Here is a 16541-nt window from a genome sequence, read left to right as displayed (position 1 = left end):
CGCTCTAGGGGACGAAAACGGCGAATGGCGAAAAGCGCGCTCGACAAGGATCTGCAGAAGGTGGTGCAGCTGGAGGAGGCGACCCACAGCGCGGGACTGTCCTTCGTGGTGCCCGGCCTCACCATCACCTTTCTCTTCGGGGCTGCGATCCTGGGCGGGGTGTCCTTCGGCGCCGGCCCGCTGACGACGCTCGTCGTCATCGCCTCCCTGATCGCCGGCTATATGGCGCTGAATGTCGGGGCGAACGACGTCGCCAACAATATGGGGCCGGCGGTGGGCAGCCGCGCTCTGACCCTTAGCGGCGCTTTGGCGATTGCTGCCGTCTGCGAGGCGGCCGGGGCGTTGATCGCGGGTGGCGACGTCGTCGGCACCATCTCGCGCGGGCTGGTTCGGGCCGAGGTGTCCTTCGCGGTTCTCGATTTCGTCTTCGTCATGATGGCCGCCTTTCTGGCCGCTGGCATGTGGATCCATCTGGCGACGTTTCTCGGCGCGCCGGTCTCCACCACCCATGCGATCGTCGGCGGCGTGGTCGGTTCGGCGGTCGCTGCGGCGGGCGTTTCCGCCGTCATCTGGCCGGTGCTTGGAACGATCGTGGCGAGTTGGGTCGTCTCTCCAGCCCTTGGTGGGGGCATCGCCGCGCTGCTTCTTCTGGTCATCGACAAGCTCGTCGTCGAACGCGAGGACCGTGTCGCGGCGGCGCGGCGCGTCGTGCCGCTTCTCGTCGGGCTGATGGCCGGCATTTTTTCGATTTATCTCATGCAGAAGGGGCTCGCGCGCATCTGGCATCCAGGAGCCGGCCTGATGGCGCTCGGCGGTGCCGTCGTCTTCGTCCTCGGAACCTTCTCCTCCAAGCCCTGGGTCGCGCGGCGCGCGAAAACTTTGGCCGAGTCCGGGCGCTCGATCAGCCGCCTCTTCGTACCGCCGCTGATCTTCTCGACGGCGCTCCTGTCCTTTGCCCATGGGGCGAACGACGTCGCCAATGCGGTCGGCCCGCTGGCGGCCATCGTCGATGCGGCGAGCCACGGCATTGCGGCCCGCGATGCCGTCGTCCTGCCCTTCTGGGTGCTTCTCATCGGCGGCATCGGAATTGCCGTCGGACTCTCCCTCTTCGGGCCGCGTGTCATCCGCACGGTAGGCGAGAAGATCACCAAGATGAACGAGATCCGCGCCTTCTGCGTGGCGCTGTCGGCGGCGATCACGGTGCTCGTCGCCTCAGGCCTCGGCCTGCCGGTCTCCTCGACCCATATCGCCGTCGGCGCGATCTTCGGCGTCGGATTCTTACGCGAATACAAGACCAATCGCGGGATTCCCAATCCGGGTGTCCAGCCGCGCTCGGCCTTTCTCAAGACATCGCGCCTCAACCAGACGCCGGAAGAGGCTGTCGAGAATTTCCAGAAGCGCGAGCGGCGCCGGCTCGTTCGGCGGCGCCATGTTCTTGGTATCGTCGCCGCCTGGGTCGTCACCGTTCCGGCCTCGGCGCTTTTGTCGGCCCTTCTCTATGGTCTGATGCGAATGGCCGCCTTGGTCGCAGGGTGAGACAGCGCGAGCGGCGGCTCAAGCCCGCTTGCGCTCGACCCGTGTCGCCAGCTTTTCGGCGAGGGAAACGACCTCCGGCTCGGTCAGGAGACGGCGGACCTCCGGCAGGATCGCCCAATGGCGATGGCGCTGGCCCATTTCCTGCCAAGTCTCGTGCTGGGCGTCGACCTTCAGCGGATAGAGCGTCACTTCCAACAATTGCGTGCGGCGCAGCCCCTGCTTCACGGTCCGGTAGCTCCCGAGAGGGTCCGGGTCCACGACGCCCTCGACGCCGGCCTCCTCATAGGCCTCCTGGGCCGCGCTCTCCCAGGGCGTCTTTCCGTCCATATGCGAGCCTTTTGGAAATACCCATCGCCCGGAGCGCCGCGAGGTGATCAGGAGAAAAACCGCTCGGCCGTCGACGAGCGCATAGGGAATGCAGCCCGACTGGAGCTTGTCCGGCCGCGCATAATCAACCAGCGGCTGGCTTCTCAATCGTCGGCAGATCGCATTCAGCATCGCTAGCGGCATTCTTCCCAGCCCTTCGGAGTCTGCTTCGCCCTAGACCTTTATCAAATCAGATTGTGATTATAACCCAGCAATATTGTATAGCCCTGCCGTCCTGGAGAAAACGCCGCCGTCAAAGGCCTTGAGGGATGGTGTCGGTCAGGCCTTATTCGGCTCATGAACACGCAATGCAAAACGGGCGCCCGACAGCGGACGCCCGTTTCCCGATCATTTATGCCGGAATGCGGACTTTGTCGATCAGGCCTTCAGAGCCTCAAGAGGCTCGCGGAACTCCTGGCCGAGCGAGTCGGCGACGGCCCGGTTGGTGATCAGCCCGCGATGGACGTTGAGGCCCGCGAGAAGATGCGGATCGGCATTGAGCGCCGGCAAGCCCTTGTCGGCGAGGGCAAGGCCAAAGGGCAGGGTCGCGTTGTTGAGGGCATGGGTCGAGGTGATCGGCACGGCGCCCGGCATGTTGGCAACGCAATAATGAACGACCCCGTCAATCTCGAAAGTCGGCTCGGCATGGGTCGTCGCATGAGAGGTCTCGAAGCAGCCGCCCTGATCGATCGCTACATCGACGAGGACCGCGCCCTTCTTCATATGCGGCAGCATCGCCTTGGTGACGAGCTTGGGGGCGGACGCGCCTGGGATCAGCACGGCGCCAATCACGAGATCGGCGGCAAAGACGCATTCGTCGATGGCGGTGGGCGTCGAGAAGCGCGTCATCACGCGACCCTCGAACAGATCGTCGAGATCGCTCAGGCGCGGGATCGAGCGGTCGAGGATGGTCACTTCCGCGCCGAGCCCGATTGCCATCTTGGCCGCTTCCTTGCCGACGACGCCGCCGCCGATGATCGCGACCTTGCCCGGTGCGACACCCGGCACGCCGCCGAGGAGCAGACCGCGCCCACCATGGGCCTTTTCCAAGGCCCGCGCGCCGGCCTGGACCGAGAGGCGTCCGGCGACCTCCGACATCGGCGCCAGAAGCGGCAGGCCGCCGCGGGCATCGGTGACGGTCTCATAGGCGACGGCCGTGACGCCGGATTGGAGGAGGCCCTTGGTCTGGTCCGGGTCGGGAGCCAGGTGAAGATAGGTGTAGAGGATCTGGCCCTCGCGCAGCTGGGCCCACTCGCCGGGCTGCGGTTCCTTGACCTTCACGACCATATCGGCGCGCTCGAAGACCTCCGAGGCCGATCCGACGATCGTCGCGCCGGCGGCTTGGTAGTCCTGGTCTGGCGCGTCAATGCCCGCGCCCGCGCCCGTCTCGATCAAGACGTCGTGACCATGGCCCACATATTCGCGGACCGCCGCGGGCGTCAGCCCGACCCGATATTCGTGGTTCTTGATTTCCTTCGGGCAGCCGACGCGCATCGAAATGATCCTCCTACGGGTTGATGGGTGAAGTTCACATCAAACGGGTCGCACATGTCTTGCTGATCGCACGCTTCAATCGGTGTCGTGTGCAATCTTTGTGCGGTTCAATAGGGGATGATGCAAGGATTGGCGGTCGGTTAAGCTCTATAGGGCTATCTCTCGCGCTTGCGCTCTTCGCCGACAAAGGCGGCGCTGACGAGGTGATCGACCAATGCGGGTGAGAGGGAGTAGGGCGCTCATCGCATCGACCGGCGCGACGTGGATCCGCCCAAAGCATATGGTCGAGGACGACACCCTCTGGATCATTGTAAGAGCTGCAAAGCCAGCCAGCCGACACCGATGCTCGATACGGCCATGATCAGAAGACCAGCAAGGCGCCAGAGCGGCCCTCCGTCATCGGGAATGAATGCATCGTCCGGCGGGGCTTCATCGACGATCAAGCGCCGCCACCAGGACGGACGGTCTGCCCGCCTGTTTGGGATAGAGGACTCTCGAGGTTGGTTCCGCATCAGACACCCCCTGGTTCGACAACGCTCCACATAGATCGCGTTGAGAGGTGTGAATTGAGGCAATCCCGGATATCCTAAACTGAAATTGTATTTGTGCTTTATATATTTTCCTATTTGAAGCTTGGTCGAAAATATCCTGTCTGAATTTACTTCGATAAGATCGAGCGTCAGCGATCGATATACACTTTGTATCGTAGAATCATTCGAATGTGAACTTCACGCTTGGTCGTGCAGTCTTGGTTCGCATCGAAGACGGGCATGAGGCCCGCATCATGGAGCGGAGGGCGCGGCGCTATGTTGCAGGCGACCGTTCCCCGCTGCTTCTTCTCGCGTGATAGGGCCGACAGGGCCTGACGCCCTTTCGGCGGCGGACAATTTCGACGAAGCCTTGACCATTCGCCGCAAATGCGCCTTGGACCATTGGCAAGCTGTCCAAGACCACCTATTTTCGGATGAGACGAGAGGTGGGCCAAGAACGGTCCTTCTTGCGCCGCCAGTTCAGGACGACTGATGAACCAGAATTTCCGAAATTTCGCGCTATGGGCGATCATCGCTCTTCTCTTGATCGCGGTCTTCCAGCTGTTCTCGAACGGCTCGCAGAATGCCAATGCGCGTGAGATTCCCTATTCGCAGTTCCTGTCCGATGTGGACACGGGCCGCGTGACCTCGGTGACGATCCAGGGGCAGCGGATCACCGGCAATTACGGGGATGGTGGGCAGACCTTCCAGACCTACGCGCCGGACGACGCGCAGCTGATCCCCCGCCTCGAGGGCAAGAATGTGCGGATCACCGCCGCGCCTCCGGGGGACAACACCAATCCGATCTGGTCGATGCTTCTGTCCTTCGGTCCGATTCTCCTCATTCTCGCCGTCTGGATCTTCCTGATGCGCCAGATGCAGGGCGGCGCCGGCGGCAAGGCGATGGGCTTCGGCAAGTCCAAGGCTAAGCTTCTGACCGAGGCCCATGGCCGCGTGACCTTCGCCGATGTGGCGGGTGTCGACGAGGCCAAGCAGGATCTGGAAGAGATCGTCGAATTCCTGCGCGAGCCCCAGAAGTTCCAGCGCCTCGGCGGCAAGATTCCGCGCGGCGTGCTGCTGGTCGGCCCTCCCGGCACCGGTAAGACGCTGCTCGCGCGCTCCGTCGCCGGCGAAGCGGGCGTGCCCTTCTTCACGATTTCAGGTTCCGACTTCGTCGAGATGTTCGTGGGCGTCGGCGCGAGCCGTGTGCGCGACATGTTCGAGCAGGCCAAGAAGAACTCGCCCTGCATCATCTTCATCGACGAGATCGACGCCGTCGGCCGCCATCGTGGCGCGGGCCTCGGCGGTGGCAATGACGAGCGCGAGCAGACCCTGAACCAGCTTCTCGTCGAGATGGACGGCTTCGAGGCCAATGAGGGCATCATCCTCATCGCCGCGACCAACCGTCCGGACGTTCTCGATCCCGCGCTTCTGCGACCCGGTCGTTTCGACCGCCAGGTGGTGGTTCCCAATCCGGACGTCACCGGCCGTGAGCGCATCCTCAAGGTCCACACCCGCAACACGCCCCTCGCGCCCAATGTCGATCTGAAGACGATCGCGCGCGGCACGCCGGGCTTTTCGGGTGCCGATCTCGCCAATCTCGTCAATGAGGCGGCCCTGATGGCGGCGCGGCGCTCCAAGCGTCTCGTCACTATGCTCGAACTCGAGGACGCCAAGGACAAGGTCATGATGGGCGCCGAGCGCCGGTCCATGGCCATGACCGAGGAAGAGAAGAAGCTCACCGCCTATCACGAGGCCGGCCACGCTCTTGTCGGTATCCACGAGCCCTTCAACGATCCCTTGCACAAGGTGACGATCATTCCGCGCGGCCGTGCGCTCGGCGTGACCATGAACCTGCCGGAGCGCGATCGTTACGGCATGCGCAAGAACGAGATGGAGGCGCGCCTCGCCATGATCTTCGGCGGCCGGGCGGCCGAGGAGATCATCTACGGCCTGGAGAACGTCACCACCGGTGCCTCCAACGACATCCAGCAGGCCACCAACATGGCCCGCGCGATGGTCATGGAATATGGCATGAGCGACAAGCTCGGCCGGCTGCGCTACAAGCAGAACCAAGACGAGGTCTTTCTCGGCCATTCCGTCGCCCAGCAGCAGAACATGTCGGAGGAGACGGCGCGGCTGATCGACTCGGAAGTTCGCGGCATCGTCGAGGTCGCCGAAAACAAGGCGCGTAAGATCCTCAACGAGCATATCGATCAGCTGCATCTCTTGGCCAAGGCGCTGCTCGAATATGAGACGCTGTCGGGCAAGGAGGTGGACGATCTTCTCAATGGTCGCCCGCTGTCGCGCGACATGGGCGACGATACGCCCCCGACCCGCGGCTCGGCGATCCCCAAGGCCGGCACGGCTCGCCCATCCCATGGCGACGAGGGCGGCATGGAGCCCCAGCCGACCTGATGGTTCGGCTTGATCAGATGACAAGATGGGCAGGGCGGCTTACGGGCCGCCCTTTTCGTTTGGACCTGATGGCGAAAAGTTGCATGATTTTTCGGAGCACATGATGCCCCGAAACGAATACTTGGACCGAAATCGCAATCCCGATTTACGGTGCCTGACGGTCTTTTCGAACGGCGTCTGGCGAGGGCTCGGCGCTTGAAAATCGGGGCTCACTTCTCTTGCGTTCGTCATTCTCGGGCTCCGTCCCGAGAATGACGATGCGTCGAAGGAATCGGCTTTTCGACCGAGGCGCAGGCTGTGCTCCTGAGCGTAGTGTCGTGCACGATGATCCCAATTCATCGCATTTCGCTCCAGGACAGCATGGTGATCGGCAAATCGTCGGGCGCGTACAGGCCGTGTCAGAATTCACACACCATACCGGCAAGAATACCGACGAGCATTCATCGCCCAGCAATCGGCGTATTCCAGTTTTCCTTCCCACTATGAGGCAGAAGCGGCCATCACCTTGAAAGGGCGTCGATGGCCTTTCGCGCGTGAAAACCGTGGTGGCCGGGTTGAGGTGACGGAAGGGCGTCGCCGGCTCGGACCGTCGAGGTCGCGCGTCGCTCTGCAAAAACGCGAATCTGGAGTCACCCATGGCGAGACGTTATTTCGGCACCGACGGCATTCGCGGCAAGGCGAACCGGCATCCGATGACGCCTGAGGTCGCGATGAAGGTCGGCATGGCCGCCGGCATCGCCTTCAATCGGGGCAGCTACCGCCACCGGGTGGTGATCGGTAAGGACACGCGCCGCTCGAGCTATATGCTGGAGAACGCCATGGTGGCGGGCTTCACCTCGGCTGGAATGGACGTCCTTCTCCTCGGACCGATGCCGACACCGGCCGTCGCCATGCTGACGCGCTCGCTCAGGGCCGATATCGGCGTGATGATCTCCGCCTCCCACAATTCCTTCGAGGACAATGGCATCAAGCTCTTCGGTCCCGATGGCTACAAATTGTCCGACGAGATCGAGGCACGGATCGAAAGTCTTATCGACGAGGATCTGTCGACCCGTATGCCGACGGGCGCCGGGATCGGGCGGGCGACCCGCGTCGATGGCGACATCTATCGCTATATCGAATTCGCCAAGCGCACATTGCCGCGCGAGATGAGCTTCGAGGGCCTGCGCGTCGCGGTCGATTGCGCCAATGGGGCAGGCTATAAGGTCGCCCCGGGCGTCCTGTGGGAACTCGGCGCGGAAGTCGTAAAGATCGGCGTCGATCCGGATGGCACGAATATCAATTTGAATTGCGGCTCGACCAAGCCCGAGGCCCTGATCGCCAAGGTGCGGGAAGTCCGCGCCGATATCGGCATCGCACTCGACGGCGACGCCGACCGGGTTCTGATCGTCGACGAGCGCGGCCAGATCGTCGATGGCGACCAGCTCATGGCGGTGATCGCGGAAAGCTGGAACGACGACGGGCGGCTGGCAGCCGGCGGCATCGTCGCGACGGTCATGTCCAATCTCGGCCTGGAGCGCTTCCTGGAGGCCCAAAACCTGCTTCTCGCGCGCACGAAGGTCGGCGATCGCTATGTGGTCGAGCATATGCGCGCCCATGGCTACAATGTGGGCGGGGAGCAATCCGGCCATATCGTCCTGTCCGATTTCGGCACGACCGGCGACGGGCTGGTCTCGGCCCTGCAGGTGCTGGCCGTCGTCAAGCAGAAGGGCGGGACGGTGTCGGAGGTCTGCCGGCGCTTCGATCCGGTGCCGCAGATTCTGAAGAATGTGCGCTTCGGCGGCGGCACGCCGCTGGAAAAGGACAGCGTTCAGTCGGCGATCGAAAGCGCTCAAGCCCGGCTGGGCAATTCCGGCCGCCTCGTCATCCGCCCATCAGGGACCGAGCCGCTGATCCGCGTCATGGCCGAGGGCGACGATCCGCGCATGGTGGAGGAGGTCGTCGACGGCATCTGCGACGCGCTGAGAGCGGTTGCCGCCTGATCGGGGCGGTCGGGCAAGCGGCGCGGGCGGTGTAATCGCGCGATCGATGGCTGACGATCAGTCTTCGACGGTCGATGCTGCACCGACTTCTGCCGCCATCGTGCGGGACAATCAGTCCGAGCAAAGGCGGCGACACCAGAGCAATGCCGGTCCCTTTGACGCTTCGTCATTCTCGGCCACCGTGCCGAGGATCCAGACTCGGTGACGCCAAAAGCCAGTTCAGAATGAAAATCATCCATTATTCCAGTCGGTTAAAACGCCGCACTGGATGCTCGGGACGGAGCCCGAGCATGACGAACGCGATGAAAGTCAAGTCCTGACCTTTGAATGCCGAGTACTCGATATGTGCCGCTTGACGCAATTGTCCTGTACTGTGCTCGGACACAAAAGCATCCCCCCGACGCTTCGTCATCCTCGCTCTCGAAGAGAGCGGGGACCATGCCATCCCGATTGATGCGGCATTCGGGTGGAGGAAGGTCAGAACGAAAACCGCGATGGTTTGCGACAGTGTCGAGCGTAGGAGGCATGGGTCCTATGGCTCTGACGGGCCGAGGATGACGAGCTGTGGGGAGGCGCGTTGAGCCCTCGGCCGGCTCTATCCGACATCAAGGGGCGTAACCCCCTCCGACGGTTCATTCGACCATCCAGCTATACGACTGCCGACCCGCCCGTGCCTCAATCGGCTGTGCGGGTCATCACCTCGTCGCGAAGGTCGGCGTCCGGCTCGTCTTCGTCGTCGACGCTCGCCGGGTCCATCTCATCGTCCTTCTCGGCCTGCATCTCGACGCTCTCGGCCTCGAGCGCGGCTTCCGCGCGCGGATCGAGGGTGAGGGTGACAGGGGTCTGCGTGCGGGCAAGCGGCACGGCCTGGAAGTCGGAGCGCTCGGAAACCGGCGGCGCCACGCGGCGGAAGGTCCGGTAGAAGGCATAGGCCGCATACAAGGCGGCCGCCGAGCCGATCGACTGAAAGATGCCGGCCGGGCCGAACGCATCCATCAAGGACGCCGCGTAGAGCGGGCCGACCATGGTGCCGACGCCGTAGAGAATGAGCAGGCCGGACGAGATCTTGATGAAGTCGGCATCGGCCGCGTGGTCGTTGGCATGGGCCACGGCCAGGGAATAGGCGGGATAGACGACGCCGCCGACCACGAAAGAGACGGCGAAGACGATGGAGGCACCGAGACCGGAGAACTGCACGCCGGCAAAGGCGGCCGCAACGCCGATCGCGCCGGTCGCGACCATAACGTAGCGCCGATCGACCCGGTCCGAGATGCGCCCAAGGGGGATCTGGAAGGCGATGCCGCCGGCCATGGCCACGACCACGATCGAGGCGATCTCGGCGGTCGACAGGCCGATCTGCTGGCCGAAGACCGGCGCCATGTTGTTCCAGGCGCCTGACAGGACACCGGCCAGGATCGTGCCGACGGCCGCGACCGGCGAATTGCGGAACAGCATCAAGACGTCGAGCTTCACATTGGTGAGCGGAGCCGGCGACTGGGCGCGCGACAAAGTCGTCGGGATCACGGCGAGCGCGAAGAGGATCGCGCAGAGCATGAAGGGAATGGTCAATTCGGGCTGGGAGAAGGGCAGGACATATTGCCCGCCCATCATCGCCGCCATGGTGGTGATCATATAGACCGAATAGATCTGACCGCGCGTCTCGTTGGTCACACGCTCATTCAGCCAGCTTTCGACGATCATATAGGTTCCGGCAAGGCCAAAGCCGGTCATGGCGCGAAAGGCGATCCAGGCGAGGGGATGGACGACGATGGCGCAGAGAAGCACCGAGATGGCCAGGAGCGCGTTGAGGGCTGCGAAGGTCCGCACGAAGCCGGCGCTGCGCACCACCCAGGGAATGAAGACGCAGCCGGCCATGAAGGCGATGGCATAGCTCGTTCCAAACAGGCCGATTTCGTAGCTCGACCAGCCCTCGATCGAGCCGCGGACGGGCAGGAGAATGCCCATCAGGCCGGCGCCGGCCATCAGAAAGAAGGTCGATGTCAGAAGCGCTGCGATCGGCAGGATCGTCGTCGAAAATCGCATGCCTTCTCCTCGTTCTCTTGCGCCGGCCGTCCGCTGTCTCAGGCTGGCGCCTTCGTCGTCTCGCGTGCCGAATCAGCTTGGAAAGGCGGCTTAAACCGTCAGCCCCCTGATTGGCGAGTGACAAAATACGATGAAGACATGATGGCGGCAGGGCGGGTTTTATGCCCTGCACTCGGGGAACGCGTGCTGTCTGCCGCCCTCTTCTCGATGAAATAAGGACTTAGTCGCCGCCGTTCCCAGCAAGGCGCAGCTTGAGCGCCAGAAGGTCGCGCCAGGCGAAACGCTTCTGGGCCGGTTGGCGCAGGAGATAGGCCGGATGCAGCATGGCCGTCGCCGGGATCGTCCCCTCCGGCGTCAGATCCATCGTGTAGGTCAGCCATTTGCCACGCAGTCGCATGATGCCCTCCTCGGCGCCGAGAACGGCTTTGGCCGAGGGCGAGCCCATGCAGACAAGGATCTTCGGGCGCACGAGTTCGATATGGCGCTGCAGGAAGGGCAGGCACATGGCGGTCTCGGCCGGTGTCGGCGGCCTGTTGCCGGGCGGGCGCCAGGGCACGGTGTTGGTGACGCGCACATCCGCGCGCTCGATGCCGATCGAGATGAGCATCCGATCGAGAAGTCGGCCCGAGCGGCCGACAAAGGGCTCGCCGGAAATGTCCTCGTCGCGGCCGGGCGCCTCGCCGATGACCATCAGATCGGCGTCCTCGCGCCCATTGCCGAAGACGCAGGATTTCGCCGTGACCTTCAGTCCGCAAGCCTCGAAGCTCGCCAAGGCCTCGTAGAGTTCGGCCAGTGTCTGCGCCGAACGAGCGCGGGACCGGGCATCGGCCAGCGCAACGTCTGGCCCCAACGGCAGCTCGCCCGTGCCCATGGGGGAGGGCGTTGGCGGTGCGCCACGGGTCTGCGCTTCCTCTGGCGCGCGTGCCGCCTCACGCGATGGGGCAAGGCGCGCGCTCGGCTCTTTCCGCGCCGTCGCTGCCGACGAGACCTGCCGGGCGCCGCGCGCCGCGATCGCCTCGCGCGTTTCCTGAAAGCGATCGCGCGGCGCTTCGCTCAAAAGCGCGTCGATCCCCACCTCGCCATACCATTCGAGAAGGGCGATCGCCGCCGTCTCGATCGACGGAGGGGTGTCAATGTCGGGGCCACGGCTCATGGATCAGCCATAGCGCATCGGGCGAAAAGCTCGAACCGGTTTTTTGCGTCAGCCATGCGCCGTCACTCGCCATTCGTCGCGGCGCGGTACCAGGCGGTGATGGCTTTGCGGTAGTCGTCGGTCATGGTCGGGGCGGCGTTGGGCGGGGGCATGGCGTGGGTGATGCCGGCCTGGACGTAGATGGCGCGGGCATGCCGGGCGACGTCGGATTTCGTCTCCAGGACGACGCCCTTGGGCGGCCAGAGCATGGTCTCGCTGAAATAAGGCTCGCGAGCATGGCACATGGAGCAATTGCCGACCACCACGTCATAGGCTTGGTCGAAGCCTTTGGCGGAGGCGAATGTCTGTTCGTAAGGCGTCAGGGGACGGGCTTCGGCCTCCTCGACGCTGTCCATCATCGGCGCGGTCGAGAGCCAGACGATGACGATCATGATGATGACGGTCACCAGCCAGGTCCAATGGGGGCCCTTGCCGGTCTTGTGCATCGTATTGAAATAATGGCGAATGGAAACGCCGGTCAGGAAGATCAGGCTTGCGATGATCCAAGAATACTCGGTGGCGAAGGCCAGCGGGTAATGATTGGAGAGCATCAGAAAGACGACCGGCAGGGTCAGATAGTTGTTGTGGGTCGAGCGGACCTTGGCGATCTTGCCGTATTTCGCGTCGGGCGTGCGGCCGGCCTTCAGATCGGCGACGACAATGCGCTGGTTCGGCATGATCTGGAAGAACACATTGGCCGTCATGATCGTCGCGGTGAAGGCGCCGAGATGGAGAAGCGCGGCGCGGCCTGTGAAGATCTGATTGTAGCCCCAGGACATGGCGACGAGGATGACGAAGAGGATGAGCATCAAGAGCGTCGGCCGCTCGCTGAGCTTCGACTTGCATAGGGCGTCATAGGCCAGCCAGCCGATGGTGAGCGAGCCGCCCGAGATCAGGATGCCTTGCCAGAGCGATAGATCGGCCTTGTTCGGGTCCAGAAGATACAGTTCGCCCCCGAGCCAATAGACGATCATGAGGAGCGCCGCGCCCGACAGCCAAGTCGTATAGCTCTGCCATTTGTGCCAGGTCAGATGCTCCGGCATCCGCTCGGGCGCCACCAGATATTTGGTGGTGTGATAGAAGCCGCCCCCATGGACCTCCCATTCCTCGCCATAGGCGCCTTTCGGCATATCCGGCGCGGGTTTCAGCATCAGGTCGAGGGCGATGAAATAGAAGGACGCCCCGATCCAGGCCATCGCTGCGACTACATGGAGCCAGCGTACGGCGAAGCCCACCCATTCCCCAAATGCTATCAGATCGTACATGGCCTATCCCTTGGAAGCTCTATCCCCGGGGCTTACGCTATGCGGATCGGGATTGTTTTGGTATCGAGGGGAAGCGCCAAGCAGCTTAAAAAAACACCAAACAATGTCCTATTTCGACAATATCCGGACCTTCGTGCGCGTCTATGAGCTGGGCAGCATGTCGGCCGCCGGGCGCGACTTGCGGATTTCGCCGGCTGTCACCTCGTCGCGGATCTCCCAGCTCGAGGAGCATTTGAGCGTGCGCCTGTTCCAGCGCACGACCCGCAGCCTGACGCCGACCGAACAGGGCAAGGCCTTCTATTCCGGCGCCTGCGAGATCCTGGAATCGGTGGAGACCGCCGAGGCCCAGGTGGTGAATATCACCGAAAATCCGAAGGGCGCGCTCTCGGTCGCGGCCCCGCTGGGTGTCGGGCGCCGGCTGATCGCGCCGCAGGTGCCGGCCTTTCTGAAGCAATATCCCGATGTCAGCATTCGCCTGCGTCTGACGGACCGAAAGGTCGACCTGACGACGGAGGGGCTCGATCTCGCCTTTTTTCTCGGCCAGCCCGAGGACAGCACCTTGCGCATTCGCAAGATCGCGGATGTGGAGCGGGTTCTGTGCGCCTCGCCGGACTATCTGAAAGCCCATGGCATGCCGAAATCGGGCGATGAGCTCATTTCCGGCGGCCACGAATGCCTCAATTTGCGCTTTCCCGGGGCGACGGAGTTTCAGTGGCGGCTCGTGACGCCGGACGGCCCGAAGCGCTTCCGGGTGACGGGGCGGTTCGAATCCGACGATGGCGACGTCCTCACCGACTGGGCGCTCGCCGGCCATGGCATCGCGCTGAAGCCGATCTTCGAGGTGGCCGATGATCTGAGGACGGGCCGTCTCGTGCCGGTCGCGACCAAGACGCCACCCGAATCGATCCAGATGGCCTGCCTCTTCACCCATCGTCGGCGCCAGGACCCGAAGACGCGGCTCTTCATGGATTTCGTGATCGATCGGATCGGCGCGGTGGTGAAGGAGGCCGAAAGGCGCGGTCTGTCGCCCCGATAGGGGGAGGACATACGAGCTTGCTCGGAAAGCGCGCAGGGCCCGAAGGCACTTTCAAACGCAATTTGAAAAACTGCATCATTCCCCTGGTCTATGTTGGGCCAGGATTGGGAAAGGAGTTCACCGGTGACACGCTATCCTCGCGACATGGCCGGCTACGGCGCAAATCCTCCGGCAGCCAACTGGCCGAACGGTGCCAAGATCGCCGTTCAGTTCGTTCTGAATTACGAAGAGGGCGGCGAGAACAACATTCTCCATGGCGACGCGGCTTCGGAAGGGTTCCTGTCGGAGATCACTGGTGCGCAGCCCTGGCCGGGCCAGCGCCACTGGAACATGGAGACGATCTACGAATATGGCTCGCGCGCCGGCTTCTGGCGCGTCCATCGGATGCTCAAACATATTCCCGTCACGGTCTATGGCGTGGCGACGGCACTCGCCCGCGCGCCCGAGCAGGTCGCGGCGATGAAGGCGGCCGGCTGGGAGATCGCCAGCCACGGGCTGAAATGGATCGAGCACAAGGATATGAGCGCGGAAGAGGAGCGCCAGCAGATTCGCGAGGCGATCCGGCTCCACACCGAGGTCACCGGCGAGCCGCCGCGCGGCTGGTATACGGGCCGCTGTTCGATGAACACGGTGGAGCTTGCGGCCGAAGAGGGCGATTTCGCCTATATCGCCGACAGCTATAGCGACGACCTGCCCTATTGGACCCGCGCCGGGGAGAAGGACCAGCTCATCGTCCCCTATACGATGGACTGCAACGACATGCGTTTTGCGATCCAGGCCGGATTCACCACCGGCGAGGATTTCGAGACCATGCTGCGCGATGCCTTCGATGTCCTTTACGAGGAAGGCGAGGCCGGATCGCCGAAGATCCTGTCGATCGGGCTTCATTGCCGCCTGATCGGTCGTCCGAGCCGGGCGGCGACGCTGAAGCGCGCGCTCGACTATTTTCAAAGCCATGAGGGTGTCTGGTTCGCGACGAGGCTCGACATCGCCGAACATTGGGCGCGCGAGCATCCGCCGGTGAAGACGCTGCGCCCCTCCGCCATGGATCGCGAGACCTTCGTCGCGAAATTTGGCGGCGTCTTCGAGCATTCCCCCTGGATCGCGGAAGGGGCGCATGGGCTGGAACTCGGGACGATGCACGATACGGCGATCGGCGTTCATTCGGCGCTTGCCCGCGTGTTCCGCTCGGCGCCCGATGAAAAGCGCCTCGACGTCCTGAAGGCCCATCCCGATCTCGCCGGCAAGCTGGCGGCGGCCAAGCGGCTGACGGCGGAATCGACGGCGGAACAGGCCTCCGCCGGGCTCGATGCGCTGACCGACGAGGAGCGGGCGTCCTTCACCGAGCTCAACGACGCCTATACCGCCAAGTTCGGCTTTCCCTTCATCATCGCCGTGCGCGACAACACCAAGGCCTCCATCATGGAGGCCTTCCGCCGCCGGATCGACCAGGATCGCGAGACGGAATTCGCCGAAGCCTGCCGGCAGGTGGAGCGCATCGCCGAACTCAGACTGCGCGAGATGTTTTCGGCATGACCCGGACGGTGATCGCGCAGCCGCTGACTGCCGAAGCCTTCGCGCCCTTCGGAGACGTTCTCGGAGTGTCGGGGAGCCCGGATAAGATCATCAATGCCGGGCGCTGCGGCCGGTTTCACGATCGGGCGCGGCTCGATTTTGGGCCGGAGGGCCGGGCCGGGATCAGCATTTTCGAGAGCAAGGCCGTCGCCTTTCCGGTCGAGGTCGATCTCGTCGAGCGCCATCCGGAGGGGAGCCAGGCCTTCGTCTCGATGACCGGCCATCACTTCCTCGTCGTCGCAGCGCCGGACGAAGGGGGCAGGCCCGGCACCCCGCAAGCCTTCGTCGCGGCAGTCGGGCAGGGCATCAACTTTCATCGCGGCACCTGGCACGGCGTTCTGACGCCGCTTCACGAGCCGGGGCTCTTCGCGGTGATCGACCGGATCGGTGAAACGCCTAATCTGGAAGAATACCGCTTCGAGACGCCTTACCGCGTCGAGCCGGGACCGGATGTGGTCGAAGCGGGTCTGATCGAGGCTTCCTGAGGCTTGTCTCCGTGTGCTCTGCGCAAGCCTCTGGCATGATGGGAGAGGGCGCCTTTTCGGTCCAGCTGCGGCAAGCAGACGCGACGGAGCGATGGGCGCAGCGCCCTATCCAGTCGTCACCCCCGGCCCGCGAGGCTACGAGTTTCACACATTTTCTCGCTGACGGTTAAGAGCCGGACATGGACGCTTCGGCTTCTCCCCCATGGGGAGAAGTGCCGGGAGGCGATGAGGGGGAGGTCAGGGCTCTTTCAGGAAAGATGCCGATCGGCAAAATCCTGATATCGCAGAAGATATCCCTCCTCATCTGCCCTCCGTGCACATTCTCCCCCAGGGGGAGAAGACGTCGGCGCTTGCTGCCGGCTGCTGAGACAAGTCGCCAAGGGCATTGTCACGACCATGGTCGATCGCAATCCCCTACGATACAGGCTCTTCGCGGGATGTGTGATCCTCGTCGCTTCGAGAGCGAGGATGACGACGCGTTGGCAGGGGGCGCTCGATCCCGCGAGGATGTGACGGCGGCGAATTAGAGCGAGATGATTTTACCTCGGTGCATAACCTGAATTGGCGAGATAGTTTGAACATTCGCGATTTGTGACGGTCTCGAGAATTTCGCGGATCG

12 protein-coding genes are annotated in these 16541 nt (G+C 63.4%); 6 read left to right on the top strand and 6 right to left on the bottom strand.

All coding sequences use genetic code 11. The features are described 5' to 3' along the window. The first annotated feature begins 24 nt into the window (after positions 1–24). Positions 25–1536 (top strand): inorganic phosphate transporter, encoded by a 1512-nt coding sequence (locus B9A15_RS17985; protein ID WP_084411920.1) that lies wholly within the window; start codon positions 25–27, stop codon positions 1534–1536. 18 nt (positions 1537–1554) lie between these two features. Here B9A15_RS17985 and B9A15_RS17980 read toward each other — a convergent pair whose 3' ends face one another. The 3 genes from B9A15_RS17980 to B9A15_RS23265 all read right to left on the bottom strand — a co-directional run bounded on the left by B9A15_RS17980 (position 1555) and on the right by B9A15_RS23265 (position 3839). Beyond that, positions 1555–2046: an NUDIX hydrolase gene (locus tag B9A15_RS17980; protein ID WP_139798471.1), complete on the bottom strand. Its 492-nt coding sequence runs from the start codon at positions 2044–2046 to the stop codon at positions 1555–1557. Positions 2047–2280: 234 nt separating this feature from the next. Further along, entirely contained in the window at positions 2281–3396 is a 1116-nt protein-coding gene (ald, locus tag B9A15_RS17975) for an alanine dehydrogenase (RefSeq protein ID WP_084411918.1), read from the bottom strand. A 305-nt stretch (positions 3397–3701) separates the two neighbouring features. Then, positions 3702–3839, bottom strand: coding sequence for a hypothetical protein (locus B9A15_RS23265; RefSeq protein WP_210190539.1), 138 nt, complete (start codon positions 3837–3839; stop codon positions 3702–3704). A 579-nt stretch (positions 3840–4418) separates the two neighbouring features. Here B9A15_RS23265 and ftsH point away from each other — a divergent pair. Both ftsH and glmM read left to right on the top strand, forming a co-directional pair. Next, positions 4419–6344, top strand: a complete 1926-nt coding sequence (ftsH, locus tag B9A15_RS17970; protein ID WP_084411917.1) for an ATP-dependent zinc metalloprotease FtsH — start codon at positions 4419–4421, stop codon at positions 6342–6344. Positions 6345–6979: 635 nt separating this feature from the next. Then, positions 6980–8326, top strand: a complete 1347-nt coding sequence (gene glmM / locus B9A15_RS17965; protein WP_084411916.1) for a phosphoglucosamine mutase — start codon at positions 6980–6982, stop codon at positions 8324–8326. Between the two features lie 675 nt (positions 8327–9001). Here the strand turns inward: glmM and B9A15_RS17960 are convergent. The 3 genes from B9A15_RS17960 to B9A15_RS17950 form a co-directional block, all read right to left on the bottom strand. Continuing rightward, a complete protein-coding gene (locus B9A15_RS17960) occupies positions 9002–10369 on the bottom strand; it encodes an MFS transporter (protein WP_084411915.1) in 1368 nt (455 codons plus the stop codon). A gap of 220 nt (positions 10370–10589) precedes the next feature. Next, entirely contained in the window at positions 10590–11522 is a 933-nt protein-coding gene (locus tag B9A15_RS17955) for a uracil-DNA glycosylase (RefSeq protein ID WP_084411914.1), read from the bottom strand. A gap of 62 nt (positions 11523–11584) precedes the next feature. Beyond that, on the bottom strand, positions 11585–12826 hold the full coding sequence (locus B9A15_RS17950; protein WP_084411913.1) for a urate hydroxylase PuuD: 1242 nt from the start codon (positions 12824–12826) through the stop codon (positions 11585–11587). A 103-nt stretch (positions 12827–12929) separates the two neighbouring features. Between B9A15_RS17950 and B9A15_RS17945 the strand changes: the two genes are divergently transcribed. From B9A15_RS17945 to B9A15_RS17935, 3 genes are all read left to right on the top strand, one after another. After that, positions 12930–13862: a LysR family transcriptional regulator gene (locus B9A15_RS17945; RefSeq protein ID WP_084411912.1), complete on the top strand. Its 933-nt coding sequence runs from the start codon at positions 12930–12932 to the stop codon at positions 13860–13862. Positions 13863–14006: 144 nt separating this feature from the next. Further along, the gene (gene puuE / locus B9A15_RS17940) at positions 14007–15398 is read left to right on the top strand and encodes an allantoinase PuuE (RefSeq protein WP_425292972.1); all 1392 of its coding nucleotides are present in this window, start codon (positions 14007–14009) and stop codon (positions 15396–15398) included. Beyond that, positions 15395–15922, top strand: a complete 528-nt coding sequence (locus B9A15_RS17935) for an ureidoglycolate lyase (protein WP_084411910.1) — start codon at positions 15395–15397, stop codon at positions 15920–15922. The genes puuE and B9A15_RS17935 overlap by 4 nt, the downstream gene beginning before the upstream one ends. The last annotated feature ends 619 nt before the right edge of the window (positions 15923–16541 follow it).

The sequence above is a fragment of the Fulvimarina manganoxydans genome, assembly GCF_900176465.1.
Classification (GTDB): Bacteria; Pseudomonadota; Alphaproteobacteria; order Rhizobiales; family Rhizobiaceae; genus Fulvimarina; species Fulvimarina manganoxydans.
Note: the sequence above shows the minus strand (reverse complement) of the source record. Positions and strands in the feature narration are given on the sequence as shown.

Excerpts from the sequence above, each read along its gene's own strand:
- B9A15_RS17985 (WP_084411920.1), top strand. The coding sequence starts at position 25 with ATGGCGAAAAGCGCGCTCGACAAGGATCTGCAGAAGGTGGTGCAGCTG.
- B9A15_RS17980 (WP_139798471.1), bottom strand. The coding sequence starts at position 2,046 with ATGCCGCTAGCGATGCTGAATGCGATCTGCCGACGATTGAGAAGCCAG.
- ald (WP_084411918.1), bottom strand. The coding sequence starts at position 3,396 with ATGCGCGTCGGCTGCCCGAAGGAAATCAAGAACCACGAATATCGGGTC.
- ftsH (WP_084411917.1), top strand. The coding sequence starts at position 4,419 with ATGAACCAGAATTTCCGAAATTTCGCGCTATGGGCGATCATCGCTCTT.
- glmM (WP_084411916.1), top strand. The coding sequence starts at position 6,980 with ATGGCGAGACGTTATTTCGGCACCGACGGCATTCGCGGCAAGGCGAAC.
- B9A15_RS17960 (WP_084411915.1), bottom strand. The coding sequence starts at position 10,369 with ATGCGATTTTCGACGACGATCCTGCCGATCGCAGCGCTTCTGACATCG.
- B9A15_RS17955 (WP_084411914.1), bottom strand. The coding sequence starts at position 11,522 with ATGAGCCGTGGCCCCGACATTGACACCCCTCCGTCGATCGAGACGGCG.
- B9A15_RS17950 (WP_084411913.1), bottom strand. The coding sequence starts at position 12,826 with ATGTACGATCTGATAGCATTTGGGGAATGGGTGGGCTTCGCCGTACGC.
- B9A15_RS17945 (WP_084411912.1), top strand. The coding sequence starts at position 12,930 with ATGTCCTATTTCGACAATATCCGGACCTTCGTGCGCGTCTATGAGCTG.
- puuE (WP_425292972.1), top strand. The coding sequence starts at position 14,007 with ATGGCCGGCTACGGCGCAAATCCTCCGGCAGCCAACTGGCCGAACGGT.
- B9A15_RS17935 (WP_084411910.1), top strand. The coding sequence starts at position 15,395 with ATGACCCGGACGGTGATCGCGCAGCCGCTGACTGCCGAAGCCTTCGCG.